The 20,914-nt window shown below is 72.8% G+C and carries 18 protein-coding genes; 8 read left to right on the top strand and 10 right to left on the bottom strand.

Annotated features, from left to right (window positions below):
- Positions 1-33: 33 nt before the first annotated feature.
- Positions 34-795 (bottom strand): TetR/AcrR family transcriptional regulator, encoded by a 762-nt coding sequence (locus tag ACWGIF_RS13430; RefSeq protein ID WP_453495634.1) that lies wholly within the window; start codon positions 793-795, stop codon positions 34-36.
- Positions 796-889: 94 nt separating this feature from the next.
- Here ACWGIF_RS13430 and ACWGIF_RS13425 point away from each other — a divergent pair, with 94 nt between their 5' ends.
- On the top strand, positions 890-3,151 hold the full coding sequence (locus ACWGIF_RS13425) for an ATP-binding cassette domain-containing protein (RefSeq protein ID WP_453495631.1): 2,262 nt from the start codon (positions 890-892) through the stop codon (positions 3,149-3,151).
- A gap of 174 nt (positions 3,152-3,325) precedes the next feature.
- Positions 3,326-4,078, top strand: a complete 753-nt coding sequence (locus tag ACWGIF_RS13420; RefSeq protein WP_453495628.1) for a TetR/AcrR family transcriptional regulator — start codon at positions 3,326-3,328, stop codon at positions 4,076-4,078.
- A 94-nt stretch (positions 4,079-4,172) separates the two neighbouring features.
- On the opposite strand, the gene ACWGIF_RS13415 is transcribed toward ACWGIF_RS13420, so the two are convergent.
- Complete coding sequence (locus tag ACWGIF_RS13415; RefSeq protein ID WP_453495728.1) at positions 4,173-5,195, bottom strand: enoyl-CoA hydratase/isomerase family protein; 1,023 nt, start codon at positions 5,193-5,195, stop codon at positions 4,173-4,175.
- 105 nt (positions 5,196-5,300) lie between these two features.
- Between ACWGIF_RS13415 and ACWGIF_RS13410 the strand changes: the two genes are divergently transcribed.
- On the top strand, positions 5,301-5,864 hold the full coding sequence (locus ACWGIF_RS13410) for a dihydrofolate reductase family protein (RefSeq protein ID WP_453495625.1): 564 nt from the start codon (positions 5,301-5,303) through the stop codon (positions 5,862-5,864).
- Positions 5,865-6,263: 399 nt separating this feature from the next.
- On the opposite strand, the gene ACWGIF_RS13405 is transcribed toward ACWGIF_RS13410, so the two are convergent.
- Entirely contained in the window at positions 6,264-6,824 is a 561-nt protein-coding gene (locus ACWGIF_RS13405) for a DUF6434 domain-containing protein (protein ID WP_453495622.1), read from the bottom strand.
- A 408-nt stretch (positions 6,825-7,232) separates the two neighbouring features.
- Between ACWGIF_RS13405 and ACWGIF_RS13400 the strand changes: the two genes are divergently transcribed.
- The 4 genes from ACWGIF_RS13400 to ACWGIF_RS13385 all read left to right on the top strand — a co-directional run bounded on the left by ACWGIF_RS13400 (position 7,233) and on the right by ACWGIF_RS13385 (position 11,747).
- The gene (locus tag ACWGIF_RS13400) at positions 7,233-7,814 is read left to right on the top strand and encodes a hydrolase (protein ID WP_453495619.1); all 582 of its coding nucleotides are present in this window, start codon (positions 7,233-7,235) and stop codon (positions 7,812-7,814) included.
- A 70-nt stretch (positions 7,815-7,884) separates the two neighbouring features.
- Positions 7,885-8,967, top strand: coding sequence for a saccharopine dehydrogenase (locus ACWGIF_RS13395; protein WP_453495617.1), 1,083 nt, complete (start codon positions 7,885-7,887; stop codon positions 8,965-8,967).
- Entirely contained in the window at positions 8,964-9,605 is a 642-nt protein-coding gene (locus ACWGIF_RS13390; RefSeq protein WP_453495614.1) for a TetR/AcrR family transcriptional regulator, read from the top strand. Before ACWGIF_RS13395 ends, ACWGIF_RS13390 begins: the two co-directional genes overlap by 4 nt.
- 159 nt (positions 9,606-9,764) lie before the next feature.
- A complete protein-coding gene (locus ACWGIF_RS13385; RefSeq protein ID WP_453495611.1) occupies positions 9,765-11,747 on the top strand; it encodes a CASTOR/POLLUX-related putative ion channel in 1,983 nt (660 codons plus the stop codon).
- A 110-nt stretch (positions 11,748-11,857) separates the two neighbouring features.
- On the opposite strand, the gene ACWGIF_RS13380 is transcribed toward ACWGIF_RS13385, so the two are convergent.
- The 3 genes from ACWGIF_RS13380 to ACWGIF_RS13370 all read right to left on the bottom strand — a co-directional run bounded on the left by ACWGIF_RS13380 (position 11,858) and on the right by ACWGIF_RS13370 (position 15,482).
- On the bottom strand, positions 11,858-13,807 hold the full coding sequence (locus ACWGIF_RS13380; RefSeq protein WP_453495608.1) for a flavin monoamine oxidase family protein: 1,950 nt from the start codon (positions 13,805-13,807) through the stop codon (positions 11,858-11,860).
- 279 nt (positions 13,808-14,086) lie between these two features.
- Complete coding sequence (locus ACWGIF_RS13375) at positions 14,087-14,824, bottom strand: carbonic anhydrase (RefSeq protein ID WP_453495605.1); 738 nt, start codon at positions 14,822-14,824, stop codon at positions 14,087-14,089.
- 133 nt (positions 14,825-14,957) lie between these two features.
- Positions 14,958-15,482, bottom strand: a complete 525-nt coding sequence (locus tag ACWGIF_RS13370) for a GNAT family N-acetyltransferase (RefSeq protein WP_453495602.1) — start codon at positions 15,480-15,482, stop codon at positions 14,958-14,960.
- Positions 15,483-15,783: 301 nt separating this feature from the next.
- On the opposite strand from ACWGIF_RS13370, the gene ACWGIF_RS13365 reads away from it, so the two are divergent.
- Positions 15,784-16,230: a DUF7144 family membrane protein gene (locus ACWGIF_RS13365; RefSeq protein WP_453495600.1), complete on the top strand. Its 447-nt coding sequence runs from the start codon at positions 15,784-15,786 to the stop codon at positions 16,228-16,230.
- Between the two features lie 93 nt (positions 16,231-16,323).
- Here the strand turns inward: ACWGIF_RS13365 and ACWGIF_RS13360 are convergent, their stop codons facing one another.
- The 4 genes from ACWGIF_RS13360 to ACWGIF_RS13345 all read right to left on the bottom strand — a co-directional run bounded on the left by ACWGIF_RS13360 (position 16,324) and on the right by ACWGIF_RS13345 (position 20,843).
- Entirely contained in the window at positions 16,324-16,509 is a 186-nt protein-coding gene (locus ACWGIF_RS13360) for a hypothetical protein (RefSeq protein ID WP_453495597.1), read from the bottom strand.
- Between the two features lie 313 nt (positions 16,510-16,822).
- Positions 16,823-18,013 carry an NAD(P)/FAD-dependent oxidoreductase gene (locus tag ACWGIF_RS13355; protein ID WP_453495595.1) on the bottom strand — a complete coding sequence of 397 codons (1,191 nt, stop codon included), beginning with the start codon at positions 18,011-18,013 and terminating at the stop codon, positions 16,823-16,825.
- Positions 18,010-19,410, bottom strand: a complete 1,401-nt coding sequence (locus tag ACWGIF_RS13350; RefSeq protein WP_453495593.1) for an FAD-dependent oxidoreductase — start codon at positions 19,408-19,410, stop codon at positions 18,010-18,012. Before ACWGIF_RS13350 ends, ACWGIF_RS13355 begins: the two co-directional genes overlap by 4 nt.
- Positions 19,407-20,843, bottom strand: coding sequence for an FGGY family carbohydrate kinase (locus tag ACWGIF_RS13345; protein ID WP_453495590.1), 1,437 nt, complete (start codon positions 20,841-20,843; stop codon positions 19,407-19,409). Before ACWGIF_RS13345 ends, ACWGIF_RS13350 begins: the two co-directional genes overlap by 4 nt.
- Positions 20,844-20,914: the final 71 nt, after the last annotated feature.

Raw genomic sequence — 20,914 nt, 5'->3', positions numbered from 1 at the left:
CGGGCGGGAGAAGCAGACGTCCGCGACACCGGTTTACCGCGCCGGCCGGGAGTCGATCAGGCGGGCCAGGCCGTCGAGGATGCACTGGAGACCGAAGGCCCAGATCGTCTGCGGGTGGTAGCCGCCCACCGTGCTGCCCACGCGGCCCGCGAGGGGGTAGCGCTCCGGGTCGAGGGCCCGTTCCAGCAGCGGGGCGCTGACCGCCCACCAGTCCTCCTGGCTCTGGCGGCTGTTGTGGTCGGCGTCGTCGGCGGCGGCCAGTGCGTTGGCGTGGACGAAGCCGAGGACGTGGGTCAGGGCGGCGTCCATCTCGACGTCGGTCAGCCCGATGCCCTCGAAGGCCGCCAGCTCGTACTCGTACTTCCCGATCACTCCGGGGCCCAGCGGCGGCCGGGTGACCGCCAGGTCCGCGATCCAGGGGTGCCGGGTGAGCAGGTCGCGGTTGTCGTCGGCGACGCGGGCGACCTTGATCTGCCACGGGTCCTGCGCGCCGACCGTCCGGCGTTCCATGCCCGCGTACGCCTCGTCGAGCATGAGGTCGAGCAGTTCGGCCTTGCCGGGGACGTACGTGTACAGGGTCATCGGCGTCACGCCCAGACGCCGGGCCAGGGCCCGCATGGTCAGTGCGGCCAGCCCCTCCTCGTCGGCGAGGACGGTCGCGGCCCGGACCACGGCGTCCACGCTGAGGCCCTGGCGGGGGCCGCGCCGCCCGGGCTGCGCCGGCCGGCCGTGCTCGCGCCACAGCAGCTCCAGCGTGCGGACGGGATCGCCCGCGCCGCTCCGGTCCTTCGTCATGTCCGGTCCTCCGCACACTCGGCCAATAATTCACTACAGCGTATAGAGTACACTGTACAAAGTAAGCTCGAGACACCCCACCGCGAGGAGTTCCGTGCAGATCGCCGCCGACAACCACCAGGTCATCCAGGTCCGCGGAGCTCGGGAGAACAACCTCACCGACATCTCCCTCGACATACCCAAGCGCCGCCTCACCGTCTTCACGGGCGTCTCCGGCTCCGGGAAGTCCTCCCTCGTCTTCGGCACCATCGCCGCCGAGTCGCAGCGGATGATCAACGAGACGTACACCGCCTTCATCCAGTCCTTCATGCCGAGCCTCGGCCGCCCGGACGTGGACGGGCTGCACAACCTGAGCGCCGCCATCGTGGTCGACCAGGAGCGGATGGGCGCCAACTCCCGCTCCACCGTGGGCACCGCGACCGATGCCTACACCATGCTGCGGATCATCTTCTCCCGCCTCGGCACCCCCCACGTCGGCACGTCCAGCGCCTTCAGCTTCAACGCCCCCGAGGGCATGTGCCCGCGCTGCGAGGGCGTCGGCCAGGTCTCCGACATCGACGTGGACCAGCTCGTCGACCGCGAACGCTCGCTCAACGAGGGCGCGATCACCGTCCCGGGCTTCGCCGTGGATTCCTGGTACTGGCAGATCATGGCGAACTCCGGCTTCTACTCACCCGATACCAAGCTCAAGGACTTCACCGAGCAGGAGTGGGCCGACCTCCTGCACAAGACGTCGGTGAAGGTGAAGTCGGGCTCCGGCAACTTCACCTACGAAGGCCTGATCACCAAGATCCAGCGGACCTACCTCGCCAAGGACCGCGAGGCCATGCAGTCCCACATCCGGGCGTTCGTGGACCGCGCCGTGGTCTTCGCCGACTGCCCGGACTGCGGTGGCACCCGCCTCTGCGCGGCCGCGCTCTCCTCGCGCATCGACGGGGTGAACATCGCCGAGTGCGCGTCGATGCAGATCAGCGAACTCGCCGACTTTATCCGGCGGATCGACGACCCGGGCGTGGCCCCGCTGCTCGCGAGCCTGCGGGACCTGCTCGACTCCCTCGTCGAGATCGGCCTGGGCTACCTCAGCCTCGACCGCCCCTCCGGCACCCTCTCCGGCGGCGAGGCCCAGCGCGTCAAGATGGTGCGGCACCTGGGGTCCTCGCTCACGGACGTCACGTACGTCTTCGACGAGCCCACCACGGGGCTGCACCCCCACGACATCCAGCGCATGAACGACCTCCTGCTGCGGCTGCGCGACAAGGGCAACACCGTGCTCGTCGTGGAGCACAAGCCCGAGGTCATCGCGATCGCGGACCACGTCGTCGACCTCGGCCCGGGCGCGGGCACGGCCGGCGGGCGGCTCTGCTACAGCGGGGACGTGGCCGGGCTGCGCGCCTCCGACACCCTCACCGGCCGCCACCTCGAACACCGGGCGCGGCCGCGGGAGTCGCTGCGCACCCCGCGCGGACACCTGTCGATCAAGGGCGCCGATCTGCACAACCTGAAGGACGTCAGCGTGGACGTCCCGCTCGGGGTGCTGGCGGTGGTGACCGGGGTCGCGGGCTCCGGCAAGAGCTCGCTCATCCACGGCTACCTGGCCGGGCGGGACGGGGTCGTGGTGGCCGACCAGTCTCCGATCCGCGGCTCACGCCGTTCCAACCCGGCCACGTACACCGGACTCCTGGGCCCGATCCGGACCGCCTTCGCCAAGGCCAACGGGGTCAAGGCGGCATTGTTCAGCGCGAATTCGGAAGGCGCCTGCCCCAAGTGCAACGGCCTCGGGCTGGTGTACACGGACCTGGCGATGATGGCCGGGGTCGCCTCGGTCTGCGAGGAGTGCGAGGGCAAGCGGTTCACGCCGGAGGTGCTGACGTACCGGCTCCGCGGCAAGAACATCAGCGAGGTGCTGGGCATGCCGGTCGCGGAGGCGCACGCGTTCTTCCCCAGCGGCCAGGCGCGGGCCGTCCTCGGACGCCTGGTCGACGTCGGCCTGTCGTACCTGCGGCTCGGCCAGCCGCTCAACACCCTGTCCGGCGGGGAGCGGCAGCGGCTCAAGCTCGCCATCAACATGGCCGAGAAGTCCTCGACGTACATCCTGGACGAGCCGACGACCGGGCTGCACATGGCCGACGTCGACAAGCTGCTGGCCCTGCTGGACCGGCTCGTCGACGACGGGAACTCGGTGATCGTCATCGAGCACCACCAGGCGGTGATGGCGCACGCCGACTGGCTGATCGACATCGGTCCGGGCGGTGGACACGCCGGCGGGGAGGTCGTCTTCGAGGGCACCCCGGCCGGTCTGGTGGCCGAGGCGGACACGCTGACCGCCCGCCATCTGCGCGCGTACGTCGGCTCGTAGGCCCCGGGGTCGGCGCCCGGGTCGAGGCTTAGGCGGGTCGGGCCGGGGCCGGGCCGGGTCGGGGTCGGGCCGGGTCGGGGTCTGATGCTCCGGGACGTGAGGGACGCCGTACGCATGCAACTCATGCGTACGCAACATGCGTACGGCGTTCGCAGCGTGCGCTAGTCTGGCGCCATGTCAGCAGAGGAGCAGCAGCAGGGTCCCGCCACATCCGCCGTCGCCTCCGTCTGGACGCGCCCGCGCCGCAGGGAACAGCAGCCCGCGCTCAGCCGGGCCCAGATCGTCGCGGCGGCCGTGCGGCTGCTCGACGCGGAGGGCATCGAGGCGCTGAGCATGCGCAGGCTCGGCACCGGGATGGGCACGGCCGCCACCTCCCTGTACCGGCACGTGGCCAACAAGGACGAGCTGATCGAGCTGGTCGTCGACGAGGTCTACGGCGAGCTGGAGGTGCCCCGCGCCGATACGCCGACCGAGTGGCGCGAGGCCGTCTCCCGCAGCGGCCACAGCCTGCGCGCGATGGCCCTACGCCACCCCTGGGTGGCGTCGGTGCTCGGCCAGGTGGGGCTGGCGTACCTCGGCCCGAACCTGATGCGCATGTCGGAGCGGATGCTGGCGCTCTTCCAGGCGGCCGGCTTCCCTCCGGGCGAGGCGGACCTCGCGATGAAGGCGGTCACCTCCTACGTCGTCGGCGCCACGACCGGCGAGGCCGCGTACCTCTCGCTGCTCGCCCGCAGCGGGCGCAGCGAGCAGGAGTGGCTGGAGAGCCTGCGTCCGGCCTCCGAACGGGCCCTGGCCACGCATCCGCTGCTGGCCGGGGAGCACTCGGCGCAGGAGGGCCGGGACCCGCAGAAGGTGCGCGAGGAGACCTTCGACTACGGACTCCAGCGGGTCCTGGACGGCCTGCAGGCCCGGCTCGGCCGTGACTGAGCCCCACCGCCCGGCTCAGTCACGGCCAAGCCTGCAGGCTCCGCCCGGCGTCGGCTGAGCCCTGCCGCCGGGCCCGGTCGCGGCTGAGGCACGCCTACGGAAGCCGCAGTTCGCGGCCCTCCCCGAGCGGGGCGAAGAACCGCTCCACGTCCGCGTCGGTGACCCCGGCCAGGGTCGGCGGGGACCAGCGCGGCGCGCGGTCCTTGTCGACGACCTGGGCCCGGATGCCCTCCACGAGGTCGGGCGACGCCAGCGCGTTGCAGGAGACCCGGAACTCCTGGGCCAGCACCCGCTCGAGGGTCCCGAGGGCCGCGGACCGGCGCACGGCGGCGAGGGTCACCTTGAGCGCGGTCGGGGACTTGGCCAGGATCGTCTCGGCGGCCTCCTTGGCCGCCGGCTCCCCCTGGCCGAGCAGCCGCTCGACGATCTCCTCGACCGTGTCCGCCGCGTAGCAGTGGTCGATCCAGGGCCGTCGGTCCGCGAGTACACCGGGCTCCGGCGTGGCGGCGTACCGCGACAGCACCTCGTCGGCGGGGGCCGCGGCGAGTGCGGCCGTCAGCTCCGGGAGCCGGGCGGCGGGTACGAAATGGTCGGCGAGCCCGCAGAGCAGCGCGTCGGCGGCGCCCACGGCGGCGCCGGTGAGGGCGAGATGGGTCCCGAGCCGGCCCGGAGCGCGCCCGAGCAGCCAGGTCCCGCCGACGTCGGGGACGAAGCCGATGCCGGTCTCGGGCATGGCGACGCGGGAGCGCTCGGTGACGATCCGGACGCCGCCGTGGGCCGAGACACCGACGCCGCCGCCCATGACGATGCCGTCCATGAGGGCCACGTACGGCTTGGGGTAGCGGGCGATGCGGGCGTTGAGCCGGTACTCGTCACGCCAGAAGCCGGCGGAGGCGGTGTTCCCGGCCTTGGCGTCGTCGTGGATGGCGCGGATGTCGCCGCCCGCGCACAGGCCGCGCTCCCCGGCGCCGCGGATCAGGACCTGCTGGACGGAGGGGTCCTGCGCCCAGGCGCCGAGGGCCTCGTCGATGCGCAGGACCATGGGGTGCGTCAGGGAGTTGAGGGCCCTGGGCCGGTTGAGGGTCACCACCGCGGTCCGGCCCTCGACGTGGAACAGGACGGTGTCGTCGGCGGTGGGACCCGCGGTGTCGGCGGCGTTGTCGGCGGTGTCGTCTTCGGTCTTCACGCCGATCAGTATGTCCGCGGCGTAGGGTGGGCCGGTATGCGGAAGATCATCCTCATGACGGGGGTGTCCCTTGACGGATACATCGAGGGCCCCGAACGCGATATCGGCTGGCACGTCGTCGACGACGAACTGCACCAGCACTTCAACGACGAGCTCCGTACGATGGGCGGTTTCCTGAGCGGCCGCGTCACGCACCAGCTGATGGCCGACTTCTGGCCGACCGCCGACGCCGACCCGGCGAACGCCGGTCCCATGGCGGAGTTCGCCGGCATCTGGCGGAACATGCGGAAGTACGTCTACTCGCGCACCCTGCAACAGGCCGACTGGAACACCACCATCGTGCGGGACGTCGTACCGGACGAGGTCGCCGCGCTGAAGGCGGCCCCCGGCGGCGACCTGGTGCTGAGCGGGGCGGACCTCGCCGCCTCCTTCCTGCGCCACGACCTGGTGGACGCGTACCGGATCTACGTGCACCCGGTACGGATCGGGCGCGGCAAACCGCTCTTCCCGCCCATCGACAGCGGCATCGTGCCGCTACGCCTGGAGGGCACCCGCAGCTTCGGCAACGGCGTCGTGCGCCTGAGCTACGGCCGCCCGTAAGCTCCGAGCGTCCGCCGCCGAGGGCCTTGGGCGTCGCCGCCTGCCACCCGGCGGCCGCCCGGCTGGTCCGCACTCCTGCGGGCGGGACGGCCCTTCTCGCCTCTGATCACCCTGAACCAGGACCACCTCGCGACCCGCCTGGGAACGGCGAGCGGGGTGGCCCTCGGCCCTGACCGTCGGGATCGGCGGCCTCACGAGCCCGCTCATCGGCGCGGCCGCGGACGCCGCCTCGCTGCGCGCCGCGCTGCTGCCACTGGCGGCCCTGCCCGTACCGGCGTGGGCGCTGACGCGGCGGCTGTCGGAACCGGTGACGGAGGCCGAGCCTCGGGCCGAGCCGCGGAGCGCGGAGCTGACCGGACCGCAGACCGGTCCGGCGTCGGACCCGGCCGACTGATCGCGTCAGTCGCGGGGGCGGGCCCGGTGGGCCTGCCAGGCGGCCAGGGCCTGCGAGCGGGCACCGTCGGGGTGGCGGGCGTGCCAGGCGCGCAGGAATCGGTTGAACTCGAACTGGGCTCCCACCTCCTGGGGTTCGGCCGCCTGCGCGCGGGTGGCGTACCAGTGGGCGACGCCCTCGGCGAGGGTGTGCCCCGCGCGCTGGGCGATGTACTCCCGCATGAAGGCGTCGAAGTGGAACCGGGGGCCGATCTCCCGTACGAAGTACTCCCGCAGCACCTGGCTGCACCGCTGCCCCTGCGGGATCACGGTCGTGCCGTCGACGGGGGCGGCGAGCCCACGTCCCGCGCGGCGGGGCGCGGGCGACGCCGCGCCGGGAGGTGCGGCAAGACCGTCGAGTGCGGCGGCGAGGCGGGCGGTGACGGCGGCCTTGCCACCCCCCGCCGACAGGCCCATCTCCCGTGCCAGTGTGCTCAGTTCGGCCAGCGTCCAGTACCAGCGCAGCAGCTCCGTCCCGGTCAACGCCCGTGTCAGGGCGGGCCGGGACTCCCCCAGATTCGTACTCACGTTCCCATCCTAGGTGAGACCCGGACACGGTAGACCCAACCCACAAGGCAACCTTGCGCGTTTCCCTACGCCCCCTATTGTCCGTATATGCCACAGCATCAGCCCCGCCGGACTCCCGGTCTCCCGGCCTCCCGGCCTCCCGGCCTCCCGGCCTCCCGGCCTCCCGGCCTCACCGAGGATCACCGGCCGGTTCGGCATGCGGGTCCGTCAGATGCACGCGGGCGCCCTGGAGCGGCGTGAGTACGGCCCGGATGTCCGCGCTCGAGCGGCCCGAGCGACCCGAGCGGCTCGAGCAGCCGAAAAGCGCCTGCTCGCCGGGGCCCGCTCCCCTCCCGGGACGCTCCGCCGAGGAATGACGACCGCCCCAGGCCCCCACCTCCCGCACCGCCACCTCTGGAGGAAACCTGCATGACCGCCGACCCGACCCGCCTGACCTTGGGCAACGACACCGCCCTCGTCCTCATCGACCTCCAGACGGGCATCCTGGGCCTGCCCACCACCAAGCCCGCCCCCGAGATCCTCAAGAGGGGCATCGCGCTCGCCGAGGCCTTCCGCGCCCACCGGCTGCCCGTGGTGCTGGTCAAGGTGGCCTGGTCCCCGGACGGCGGCGACCTGCCCAACGCCGACGTGGACCGTCCGGGTCCGGCCGCCGCCCCGCCCGCCGCGTTCTCCGAGATCCCCGTCGAACTCGCCGCCCTCGGGGACGTGGTCGTCACCAAGCGCCACTGGGGCGCCTTCACCGGGACCGAGCTCGACCTCCAGCTGCGCCGCCGGGGCATCCACCGCATCGTGCTGGCCGGCATCTCCACCAGCGTCGGCGTCGAGTCCACCGCCCGTACGGCGTGGGAGCTCGGCTACGACCTGGTCTTCGCGGAGGACGCCACCGCCGACACCGATCCCGAGTCCCACGCCCACACCTTCGGCAAGATCTTCCCGCGCATCGGCAGGGTGAGCACCACCGAGGAGGTCATCGCATCCCTGACCGCCTGACGCCGCACTTGCCGCCAGGCGGTGGGACCACCGATTCCATTTCTAGGTCACCTGACCTAGAATCTGCATCATGACAGATGCCCTGCGGCACGACCCGTCCGCCCCCGTACTTATCACCGGCGGATACGGAACCGTCGGCGCCGAGATCGCCCGTATGGTCGCCCCCGACGCCCCGACCCTGCTCACCGGCCGTTCGCCCGAACGCGGCCGAGCCCTCGCGGCCGAACTCGGATCCGAGGTGCGCGCCTGGGACCTCACCGGTCCCGCACCCTTCCGAGCCGATGTGCGGGCCGTGATCAACTCGGTCAACGACCCCGACGACCGGGTGCTGCGCGCCGCCGTGGCGGCCGGCGTCCCCTATGTCGACATCACCCGGTGGACGGCCCGGCTCCAGCGAGCCGTCACCGTGGCCGCGCTGCTGCGCCCCACCGCCCCCGTGCTGCTGTCGTCGGCCTGGATGGGCGGGGTGAGCAGCCTCGTCGCCGCGTCGCTCGCCGCCGAACTGGGCGGCGCCGAGCGGGTCGAGATCGCCGTGCGGTGGGACATGGCCGACCGGTCCGGTGCGGACTCCGTGGAGTTCATGGACCGGCTCGGCGTGGAGTTCGAGGTGGTCGACGACGGCCGCCGCCGGTACGCCTCTCCGCTCACGGACGCCCGTACCGTGCTCATCGGGGATGGTCCCGTGCGGGTCGCGCGCATCGACACCCCCGAGCAGTACACGCTTCCGCTGACCCTCGCCACCACCACCGCGGTCACCCGCATCGGCTTCAGCTCCCCGGCCGCCACCCGCGCGCTCCTCGCCCTGCGGGGTGCGGGGTTCTTCCGCTGGGCGGGGGGCGAGCGCTGGGCTCCGGCACGCCGCGCCCTGCTCCACTCCCCCGGGGACGGCGGTACGGCCCAGCTCCGCATCGACGTCTCCCACCGCGGGCGCAGCCGCACCGCGACCGTCACCGATCCGCGCGGGCAGAGCCATCTGACCGCGGTCGGGGCACTGCTGGGACTGCACCGGGTGCTGGGCACCGACGGGGCCCCGTCGCCGGCGGGCGTGGTCTTCCCGGAACAGCATCCGGATCCGGTCCGGGCCATGGGCGAACTGGCCGCGTACGGCATCCGGGTCGATCTCGAATCGGCCCGGAGCGAGGCCGCCGCATGACCGGCGCCACCGGCCGCGGCGCCGCCAGAGCCGCCGCAGCCAACCCCGGCGGGCCGACGCCGAAAGGCCACCAGCGGCGGACGGCGCTGCTGGACGCCGCGGAAGGGATTTTGAGCTCCTCCGGCGGCGCCGAGCTCACCATGCGCGCGGTCGCCGACGCGGCGGGAGTCCGGCTCGGCCACCTCCAGTACTACTTCCCGGCCCGCTCCGACCTCCTGGCGGCCCTGCTGGACCGGATCCTCTCCGCTTCACTGGCGCGCGTCGCCGCCCTCACCGAGGCGGGCGGGACCGATGCCGGTGCGGTGGCCGTCCTGGACACCGTCCTCGGCGACCACGACGACCTGCCCCTGGTACGGCTGTTCACCGAGGTCTGGTCCATGGCCGCGCACGACGAGGAGGCCGCCAAGGCCGTCCGCGCCTTCTACGCCGCGTACGCCGGGCACGTGGCCGAGTTCATCCGCGGGCGCTCCCCCTCCCTCACCCCCGCCGCCGCGGCAGCCCGAGCCGAGCTGTTCGTCATGCTCATGGAGGGATCGGCCCTGTTCCGCTCCGGCATCACGGGCCGCCCCACGCCCCCGACCGACGCCCTCCTGCGCCACACCCTGCTCCACCTCCTCGAAGACCCCGCCGAGCCCTGAACCCGTCCCCACGTGTGGAGCCGCCCGGCCGCACGCCTGCACGCCCGCACGGCCGCGGCGAGCACCTTTCTCTCCGCTGCCGGCATCACGCCGGAGACGGTTCACCCGTAACCGAGAGGACGCCGATGGGTTAGCAGCACGGAAGACGAGGGAGTTCGTATGGCGCAGCAGCACAAGACGTCCCTGCGGCTGCGCCTTCGGTACCGTTTCGACCATCTGGTGGCAGGGGGGACCACCCCGCTCATCGGCTGGCTGTCCCTCGGCTGCCTCGCCGTGGTGATCCCGGCGAGCACGGTGCTCGTCTGGGCCGACCGGGCCGCCCCGACGACCCTCTCCGGCCGGCTCACCGCCGTGTGGGTCAGTGTCGGGCAGACCCTCAAGATCGGGGGTGCGGTCGGCCCTCCCCCCTATGTACTGGCCTCCGTGACGCTCGCCCTGGTCGCGCTGCTCTTCGTGTCGACCCTGGTCAGTCTGATCACCACCGGCATCAACCGGCGCATCATGTCCCTGCGCCGCGGGCACTCCACCGTGCTGGAGACCGGCCACACGGTCGTACTGGGCTGGTCCGACCAGATCCTCCCGGTGGTCGGGGAACTGGTGGCCGCCAACGCCAACCAGCGGCGCTCGGCCATCGCCGTCCTCGCGCCGAAGGACAAGGTGGAGATGGACGACGAGATCTCGGCCGGCGTCGCCGACACCGGCACGACGAGGATCATCTGCCGCAGCGGCCGCACCACCGATCCCACGGTGCTGGCCCGGGTGAGTCCGCGGACCGCGAAGGCCGTGCTCGTGCTGCCGCCCGACGGGGAGGCCGGCGACGCCCACGTGGTGAAGACCCTGCTCGCCCTCAACGCAGTGGGCCCCGAACCCGGCGAAGCGGTGGTGGTCGCCGCCGTCCGTGACACCCGCAACCACACCACCGCCCAGCTGGCGGCCGGGCCCGGCGGACACGTCCTGTGCGTCGACGACATCATCGCCCGGCTCCTCGTCCAGACGGCCCGCCAGCCCGGTCTCTCGCTCGTCTACCAGGAGTTACTGGGCTTCGAGGGAGACGAGTTCTACACCGCCGACGCCCGGGCTCTGGCCGGACGCACCTTCGGCGAGGCCTTGTTGGCGTTCACCACGTCCTCGGTCGTCGGGCTGCTGCACGCCGATGGCCGTGTCGCGCTCAACCCCGAACCCGGCACGACGATCGGCGCGAGCGACCGGATCCTCCTCGTCTCCGAGGACGACGACACCGCCGTACCGGCGGACGCCTCCTCCTGCGTCGACGAGGACGCGATCGTCACGGCCAGCCCCCGGACCCCCCTCACCGAACGCCTGCTCCTCCTCGGCTGGAACCGCCGAGCTCCGCTCATCGTGGAACAGCTCGACCAGTTCGTGAGCCCCGGGAGCACCCTGGACGTCGTGGCTCTCGGCGACGACGCGACGATGCGCGCCGCCTCCGGCATCGCGGGGGCGCGGAGCCGCCTCGAAGTGGCCTTCCACGGCGGGGACATCACCGATCCCGGCGTCCTGGCCAAGCTGGACGTGCCCTCGTACGACAGTGTGATCGTCATCGGCGAGACGGGCCTGCGGCCCACCGCCCCACCCGTTCTCGGTCCGGCGGCCAGGGCGGGGGAGGCGACGTGGGCGGCCACGTGGGCGGCGGGCGAGAGCGAGGGTGAGACCGGAGCCGGGACGGATGACCGTACGCTGGTCACGCTGCTGCATCTGCGGGCGATCGGGGACGCCGTCCAGCGGGAGCTCTCGCTCACCACCGAGATGTCCGACGACGGCAACCGGCTGCTCGCCCCCGCTCGGGAGGGCGCCGACTTCATCGTCAGCGGTCGGCTGATCAGCCTCCTGATGACCCAGATCTCCGAAAGCAGCTACCTCGCCGACGTCTTCGAGGAGCTGTTCGGCGCCCACGGGAACGAGCTCTACCTCAAACCGGTCTCGGACTATGTACGGACCGACCGAGAGGTGGCCTTCGCCACCCTCGTCGAGTCGGCGCGCCGCCGAGGCGAATGCGCGGTGGGCTACCGGCTGCGCTCGCAGGCCGCCACGGGTCCCGCCTACGGCGTACGGCTCAATCCGGACAAGCGGGAGCGGGTCCGCTTCGGCGCGCACGACTGGCTGATCGTGCTCGCCGAAGGCTGAAGGCACTCCCGACGGCGGAAGGGGACTCCCGGAGGCTGAAGGGCGCTCCCGACGGCTAAGGCGCTCCCGACGGCCGGGAACGCCGCCGGGAGCGCCACCCTCGGCACCGCTCAGAGCGTCGAGTGGACCTCCAGGGCGGTCCGTACCGCGGATTCCAGGGCTCCCTCGATCCACGCCGGCTTGATGGAGGTGTGGCACCCGGCGAAGTGCAGGTTGCCCTCGGCCTTGCGGACGTGCGGGAAGAGCTCGGTGTGCTGGCCGGGCAGCAGTACGGAGGCCTCGCCGTAGGCGTACGGGTCGCGCATCCAGGACTGGGTGCGCCCGACACCGGTGTAGAACACCTCGATCCGCTGTCCGAAGACCTCCTGGAGCCCGGCGAGCGCACGCGGGTAACGCTCCGCGTCGTCCAGGGAGTCCCACTTCAGGGCGTCGTCCGACCAGCTGTAGGAGGCGAGCACGACTCCGCCCGGGCTGCCCTCGACGGGGTAGGAGGGCTGGAACATGAAGCGGTTGGGGTTGTCCGTGGCCGAGCCGCCGCCGATGACACCGGCGGCCTCGGGCTGATCGCGGGTGACGGGGCGGCAGGCCGCGTAGTGGGCCCGCTGGGCGCCGGAGATGTGGCTCCTGGTGACGGACGAGTGGGCGCCCAGCAGCGAACCGTCCTGCGCGGTCTGCCCGAGCTGGTACTTGCGGTACAGGCCGGGCTGCACGCCCTCCAGTTCGCGCTTCCAGTCGGCCTCGTCGAACTCCCACCAGCGACGGCTGAATTCCAACAGCACCTTGGTGGCCGCGTCGTAGTGCAGCTCGGTGATCGCCCGCCGCTTGCCGTACGAGAGCGCGGGCGCGACCGGGATGTGGCGCAGCCCGGAGAAGGGGACGGTGATGATCGCAGTGTCGCCGGTGAACGTCTCGCGCTGCACGGCGCCGCCGCCGCGGCCCTCGGAGACGGTGTCGACGGTGACCTTACCCTCCCCGTGCGTGATACGGGTGGCGCGGCGGTCGAGCCGTACGACGTCCTTGACCCGCTCGTAGAGCGCGTCGGCCAAGGTGGCGGTGCCGCCGGGCAGTTCGAAGAAGGCCGTGTCCGGGCTGATCAGTGATGCCCCGATGAAACTGTGCACGAAGGCGAGGTGCAGCCGGGAGGTGAGGTTCTCGACGGTTCCGATCAGGTCGATCGTCCGCTCGTCGAGCTTCGCCTCCTCGGTGAGATAGCGATACATCGACATGTGGCCGTAGCGCTGGATGACGCGCGCCCAGCCCTCGACGAGCGCCTTGTCCTTCTTGCCCTCGATCTCCTTGCGCACGGGGGCGAAGGCGGTGCGCACGATCTGCGCCGCGGGAATCAGCTCGTAGGCCGCCGGAACCCCGAAGGAGCGGTTGAGTGCCTGCGGGCTGCGGGCGTAGTCGGCGCGGCGGACGCGGATGCCGTTGATGAAGATCCACGAACGGTAGGCGGGGCGTCCGGACCCGTCGACGTCGACCAGGTGGAAGCGCCTGCGCTCCAGGCCGAGGCTGTCGATCAGGCCGGTGACCAGCGGGTGGCTGTCGGGGATCCGCATGGCGCCGGCCTCGGCGTACTGCTTGGGGTCGGCGAAGGCCGCGGGGGACTTCTCGTGGCCGCCGGTACGGAAGGTCTTGATCCGGCCGCCCACACGGTTGCCGTTGGCCTCGATGACGGTGACCTCGTGCCCGGCGTCGCGCAACAGGTGGGCGGCGGTGAGCCCGGCGGGCCCCGCGCCCACGATCAGTACCTTCCTGCGGGTGCGGGACCGGGGCAGACCGTGCTTCAGGAGGATGTCCGCGTAACGGGGCACCAGGGGCTCGTCGTCATCGTCCCGTACGAGGATCGCCCGGGCGATGGTGAGGCACGTCTCCCAGTCGGGACGTGCGGAGCCGGACGGCGTCTGCGCGGTCTCGGCGGACGCCGCGGCGGCCGTGAGCGCACCGGCACCCGCGACGGCGGCGGCGCCGGCGATGACGGTACGGCGGGAGGGGCGGCGGCCGGGCGTCCGGGCGGACTCGTCCGGGGAGTCCGGCACGGGGGAAGAGTCGATGATCATTACTCAACTCTTGCGCCCCGCGGATGCCTTGAACGCTCAAAGGGGCCCGGGCGGGAAACAATCACCCGGATGTGCGGTGAGGGCCGCTCGCCGCTGACGAACTGGGCTTCGAACCAAGGCGTTCACGGCCGGTGGCGGGAGACGGGGCGTGAACGCGGACGGCGGGGGCGGAGGGCCGGTGGACGGCCGGCCACGGCCATGGTCAACGGACGGCGGGGACGGCCATGGTCAGTGGACGGCTCGGGGTCGGAAGACCAGTGGTGGCCCGGAGACGGCCCGTCAGTGGATCCGGCGCACACGCTGGCTGGTGAGTTCGTACCGGGCTCCGACGATCGCCAGCCTCCCGGCCGCGACCTTGGCCGCCAGCTCGGGTTCCGCAGAGAGCCGCGACCGGACCAGCCGCACGTTCGCGGTGATCGCCGCGTCGATCCGCGCGGCTCCCTGGAGCGTCCGGTCGATCGCGGGCCGGATCTGATCGATCAGGTACTGCATGTGCCCGGGCAGCGGCGCCCCGCCCTCGGCGGCGTTGACGGCCGCGGCGACGGCCCCGCAGGACTGGTGCCCCAGGATGACGACCAGCGGGATGCCCAGTTCGAGGACCCCGTACGCGATGCTCCCGAGCACCGCCTCGTCCAGGACCTCGCCCGCCGACCGCACGGTGAGGAGGTCACCGAGGCCCTGGTCGAACACGAGTTCCGGCGGAACGCGGGAATCGACGCAGCCGAGGACGACGGCGAACGGATGCTGGCCGCGGACCAGCGTCCGCCGCACGGTCCGCGTCTCGTCGGGATGCGTTTCGTGAAGGGTCCGCCAGCGCGCGTTCCCCGCGGCCAGTGTCCTCAGGGCGGACTCCGGGGTGGCGGGCCGCGAACCGCTCGGTCCCGCGGCGCGGGACGCGGCCGGGGTCCCGGGGGAACCGGCCACGAGCCCGGCGCCCACAGCCGCCGCGCCCGTCAGCGCCGCCCGGAGCACCCTGCGCCGACCGGGGGCCTCGCGCCCTTCTGCATTCACCGTCATATCAGGACAAGCTATGCACCTTCGGTCCCGTGGCGTGCTCGCCGCTTGGGGCTTGTCCCGGCTTTGGCGAAGTCTTGGGCAAAGTCCGCCCGCCACGGCCGGCCGCCGCGGCCGGCCGCGCCCGCCTCGGGCCCTATGGCGCGTCGCCCGCCCCGCGCAGGCTTGAGGCGACTTCGGCTGCCTGGTACTCCATGCACACCAGGTCCTCGCGCGCCTCCCAGGACGCGGTGACACGGAACCCGAGCTTCTCGTACAGCGCGATGGCGTCGGTCCGCCAGCTCCACACCGTCAGGCGTACCGTTCCGGCCCCCTGCTCCTCGCCGTGGGCGAGTGCGGCGGCCAGCAGAGCCGAGGCGATCCCCCGGCCACGGCATTCGGGGTCGGTCCAGAGCCGTTTGAGTTCACACCGCCCTTGGACGGGGGCGCCGACCGCCACACAGCCCACGGCCCGCCGCCCGAGGAGCGCCACGAACACGGCGGCGTCCGCGAAGGCGGCACGTGGGTCCGCCACCTCGGCGCGGTACCGGGCCGGCAGGGCGTCGGCGTCGGCGAGCGGCGAACCCTTCTCGGCCTCCGTCCGCAGGTGGTAGGCGGCCAGCAGGTCCGGCAGGCCCCGCTCGGCCGCCGGGTGGTCCGGCCAGCGCACGATGGTGATCATGCCGTCTCCTTGAACTCCGCCCGCCTCGCCACCCGCACCACAAGGGAACTATCAGGGCGCGAACGCTCGTATGAATTATGAGCGGAGTGACTCCGTCCCACAAGGCGCACACCGGCGTACACGACCCGGACCCCTCCCATATCCACGGAGCCCTCCACCTGCGCACATACGGCCCATTGGCACGGCGGCGCAGAGTCGGCCAAGGAGGCCGGAATGCCGACGGCAGGCCGCCGTGACACGCTGAAACCGGGGGACCGCCGGCCTGGCGCGCCAGGCCGGCTCTGCCAGCAAGGAGATCGAGATGGCCAGTGACGCCACCAGACCCCAAGCCAGCCGCCCACAGCCGAGCCCCTGGCATGCGCCCACATCCGGTACGACCATCGCGGCGGCCGCCCTGATGATCTTCGGCGGGGTGATGGCGATCTTCGAAGGGATCTCGGCCCTCGCCAAGGACAACCTGCTCGTCGTGACGCGCCACTACCTGTTCGAGTTCAACCTGACGGCCTGGGGCTGGATCCACCTCATCGTGGGCGTCCTCCTCGTCGTCGGCGGCTGCGCGGTGATGAGCGGAGCCCTGTGGGCGCGCTATCTCGGCGTGTTCATCGCCGGCCTGGGCGCGATCGCCAACTTCCTGTGGCTCCCGTTCTACCCCTTGTGGGCGCTGATCCTGGTCGTCGTCAACCTGTTCGTCGTCTGGGCGCTGTGCACGGGTATGCACCGGGAAGCGGACTCCGGCTCGACAGCCTGAGGCCGGCGCGCCCCCACCGTGGGCTCGGCACGGAAAGCGGGAGAGGGGCCGTACGGATCCTTCCGCAACGGCCCCTCCACCCAGCCGGGGCTTTCACCCCTCCTTGATCAGCACGGTGATGTTCCGGTTGCGGATCAGAACTCGCTCGACCTCATCGAGGATCTCGAACGTGCCTTCCACATCCGTGGGTGTGATGACCTGCGCGACGGTCCCCGTGGGCTTCACTTCCACCAGGTCCACGTGCAGTTCTTCAGGAGTGGAGTCGATGGGTGGGGACACCGGTTCCAACGTGAGTTTGAAGCCCGGGGTTTGACACGCACACGTGCCCCTCACCGTGACGCGGCGCGCACCCTTGCCGTCCCGGTATGCCGTGGCCGTGAAGTCTTGGTCGCCGGCTGCACAGGCGAATCCGTCCGTAGGCTCGGACATGCCTACTCCCATCGTCTACTCGTTGCGTGACAGTTGACACAGCGCAACCAGTGTTGGCGTGGCTCGATGACCGCCGCAAACGGAGATCGGGTTTCATCATGTGGCCACGCCTGCTGTGTGGATCTCCTTGAACGGTGCTCCCCGCGCCTCGACCGGGCTCCCGTCAGCCGATGGCCACCACGACCGGACCGCCGGACCGGTCGACCCGGGCGGTCCACCCGGGTGACAGCCGCAGTGACCGGGACGGGGACACCGGGCCTCCGACCCGCCGTCGCCACAACAGGCGGCCGCCCTGGCCCACCGTCACCACCGGGACGGTCAGCGGCTCCCCTGACCGCAGCAGCAGCGGCCGCCCGGCGATGCCCGTGACCCGGTTCGGCGTCACCCACAGGAGCGGGGCCCTGACCTCCAGCGTCGGGCCGGGCTCCGGCCAGCGGGCGCCCGCGAGGTGGGCCAGCACCGGGGCCACCGCGGCGGCGCCCTCTCCCGCCGCGGTGGCCGCGCGTTCGATTCCGTGCAGGGCGTTGCCGACCGCGAAGACGCCGGGCGCCGACGTACGGAAGGACGCGTCCACGCCGGGGCCCCGGGTGCCGGGGTCCAGGGGGACGCCGCCGCGGCGGGCCAGCTCGTGATCGGGGATCCAGCCGCCGGTGAAGACCAACGTGTCGCAGGCCAGGACCCCGGAACGGCCGTTCCGATGGCGGACGGCGACGCCGGTCAGCCGGCCCCGGCCGCGCAGTTCGCCCACCGTCGTCGCCGTGAGGAGCGGGACCCCCGGCACGGCGGCGGCGCGCGGGCGCTCCGTCACCATCGCGACCACGTCCGTACCCGCCCGCCGCAGCGTGCCCACCGCGTGCCGGGCCACCGGCTCGGCGCCCACCACCACGGCGCGCCGGCCGACGGGCAGGCCGTACAGGTGGACCGACTGCAGCAGCTCCCCGGTCGTCAGCACACCCTGCGGGCGGGAACCCGGAACCAGCCGGGCGCTGCGGGGGCGCTCCCGGGCGCCCGTGGCGAGGACCACGGCTCGGGCCGTGATCCGCTCCAGGCCCGCCGGGCTCGTGGTCTCCAGGGCCAGCGGGCCGGCCCAGCCGGTGGCGGTGACGCCGGTGCGGACTGCGGCCCCGGCGGCGACCGCCGCCTGCGCCGACCGCCGTGCGTACTCGGGACCGCGGAACCAGGGACGCGGCGGCCTGCCGAAGCCGCCGTGGTGGAGGTGGCGGGGCATTCCGCCCGCCTCCGGTTCGCGTTCCAGGACCTCGACCCTCCCGGCGCCCGCCGCCGCCAGCCGGGCCGCGAGGGCCAGTCCGGCGGGGCCGGCGCCGACGATCAGGACGTCGACCGTACGGTTCACCGGCGGGCCTCCTCGAACAGTGCGCGGACGGCGGCCCCGCAGTGGAAGCCCTGGCAGCGGCCGCCCCGGGCGCGCGTGCGCCGCCGCAGGCCGTCCGGTGAACCGGGCGGGACGTCCGAGGCGAGCGCGTCGCGTATCTCGCCGCGGGTCACGCGCTCGCAGTGGCAGACGATCCGGCCGTACTCCGGGTCCGCCGCGATCATCGCGGCGTCGCGGTACGGCCGGGGGAACGCCTCACCCAGATTCGGCATCCGTACCGGCGCCGGCTCGCGGGCGCCGGCCACCGGCAGACCGCCGTCGGCGAGCAGTTCCACGACATGGGCGGCGATCGCCATCGAGGCGGTCAGACCCGTGGAGCGGATCCCGCCCACTGTCACGTACCGCTGCGCGGGATGCGCCCGGATCGCGTAGTCCTCCTGCCCGGTGGCCGCCCGCAGCCCGGCGTACACGGCGGTGACCTCCTCCTCCAGGAGCGCCGGCAGGATCCGACGGCCCTTGTCGCGCAGCAGCGCGAGCCCTTCGGCGGTCGATCCGGTGGCCGCCTTGTCGTCCAGGTCCTCGGCGGTGGGCCCCAGCATCACGTTCCCGTAGACGGTCGGCGCCACCAGCACTCCCTTGCCGCGCGCGTCCGGCACCGGGAGCAGGATGTGGCGTACGAGGCCGCGGGCGAGTTCGTCGAAGACGATCAGCTGGCCTCGCCGGGGCGTCACGGTGAAGTCCGTGTGCCCGAGCATCCGGTCGATCTCGTCGGCGTACAGACCCGCCGCGTTGACCAGGTGCCGGGTGCGCAGCGGGCCACGGCCGGTGGCCACCGTGTGCGGTTCGCCCGGAGCGACCGACCGCACCGGGCAGTTGAGGTGCAGGTCGACGCCTGCGCGCACGGCCTGCGTCGCATACGCGAGGGTGGTCGTCCAGGGGCAGATGACGGACTCGTCCGGTATGTGGAGCGCCCCCAGCACGCCGGGCCCGAGTTCCGGCTCGCGGGCCCGCACCTCCTCGGCCGGGAGGAGCCGGGCGCAGCGGTAGCCGTTGCGTACGGCTTTGTCGGCGAGGCCCGGCAGCGCCGCGAGCTGCTCCTCGTTCCAGGCGACGAGCAGCGCCCCGAGCGGTTCCACGGGGATGCCGGCTGCGGCGGCGTACGAGGCGAGCAGCCGCTGCCCCTCCCGGACGAGCCGGGACTCCAGGGATCCGGGTACCGCGTCGAAACCGGTGTGCAGGATGGCGGTGTTGGCCTTCGAGGTGCCGTCGCCGACGTCGTCGGACGCGTCGACCAGGGCGATCCGCAGGGGGAACCGGGCCAGTTCGCGGGCGATGGCCGAGCCCACGACGCCGGCGCCGACGACCGTCACGTCGTACACGTCCCCGCCGGGCAGCGGGCCGCTGGTGGTGACCGTCATACCGGGCCGTCGAGCAGGGCCGACACCGCCGTCCGGAACCGTGCGCGGCGCTCCGCCGCCTGCCCGGAACCGGCTCTCGGCTCGTAGACGGCGGACGGCTTCCACTCCGGGACGGCCTCGTGGACGGTGAGCGAGGGATCGAGCCCGAGCCGGGCGACCGCCCCGACGCCGAGCGCGGTGACGTCGGGCAGCGCCGACACCTCGACGGGGATCTGCAGCAGGTCGGCCTGTGCCTGCATGAGCAGCGCGGACCGGGTCAGTCCGCCGTCGACGCGCAGGGTGGCCAGCGGTGCGCCCAGATCGGCGGCGACCGCGTCCGCGAGCTCGGCCACCTGGGCGGCTATGCCGTCGCACAGCGCGTGCACGAGGTGCCCGGCGGTCGTGTCGAGGCCGAGGCCGGTGACCGAACCCCGCAGGTCGCCCCGCCACCACGGGGCGGCGAGCCCGGCGAGCGCGGGGACGAAGGTGACGCCGCCGGCGTCCGGGGCGGTCCCTCCCACGGCGTCGATGTCCTCGGCGCCGGAGATCACGCCGAGGTCGGTGAGCCACCGCACGGCGGAGGCTGCCGTGTAGACCTGCCCGTCCAGGCAGTAGCTGGTCTCCCCGCCGAGCCGCCAGGCGACGCAGCCGACCAGTCCGGAGGTGCTGCGGCGGGGGAACGGGCCGGTCTGGGCGAGGAGGAACGCCCCCGTGCCGTAGGTGCACTTGGCGGTCCCGGGCTCGGTGACGCGCTGGGCGAGCAGCGCGGCCTGCTGGTCGACGAGCAGCCCGGTCAGCGGCAGCGGGGGCCCGAAGGCGGTCGTGGTGCCGACGTGGGTGTCCGCGTCGACGACGTCCGGCAGCCGCTCGCCGGTGAGGCCGAAGGCGTCGAGTGCCTCGGGCGACCAGTCGACGGTGTCGAGGTCGAGCAGCTGGGTGCGGCCCGCGGTGGCCGCATCGGTGACGAAGGCGCCGGTGAGCCGGTGCACCAGCCACACGTCACTGGTCGTCACGACTCCCCGCCGGGTCAGGTTGCGGCGTATCCAGGCCATCTTCGGCGCGGCGAAGTACGGGTCGAGCGGCAGTCCCGTCCGTTCCCGTAACGACGCGGCCCGCGGGGCCAGTTCCGTGCACAGCTGCTCGGCGCGGCGGTCCTGCCAGACGATCGCGTCGGTCAGCGGGTCACCGCTCGCCGGGTCCCAGGCCAGTACGGTCTCGCCCTGGTTGGCCAGGCCCACCGCCGCCACCGGCTCGCCGGCCGCCGCCAGGGCGGCGCGCCCCGCGTCGACGACCGAGCCCAGCAGCTCGCGGGGGTCGACCTCCACGCGGCCGCCCGGCAGGTACCGGGGCCGCACGGGGGCGGAGGCGGAGCCGATGACCCCGCGTACGGGACAGATGACGAGGGCCTTGGTTCCCGACGTGCCCTGGTCCACAGCGAGCACCGGGCCCGTCATCACCCCTCCGTCCCCGGGGCTCCCGCCCCCAGCCTGTCGGCATGCGTGATCGTCACTCGGAAGCCTTCACC

It is taken from the genome of Streptomyces sp. NPDC054849, from assembly GCF_053610945.1.
This window is presented reverse-complemented; position numbering and strand designations above follow the sequence as displayed.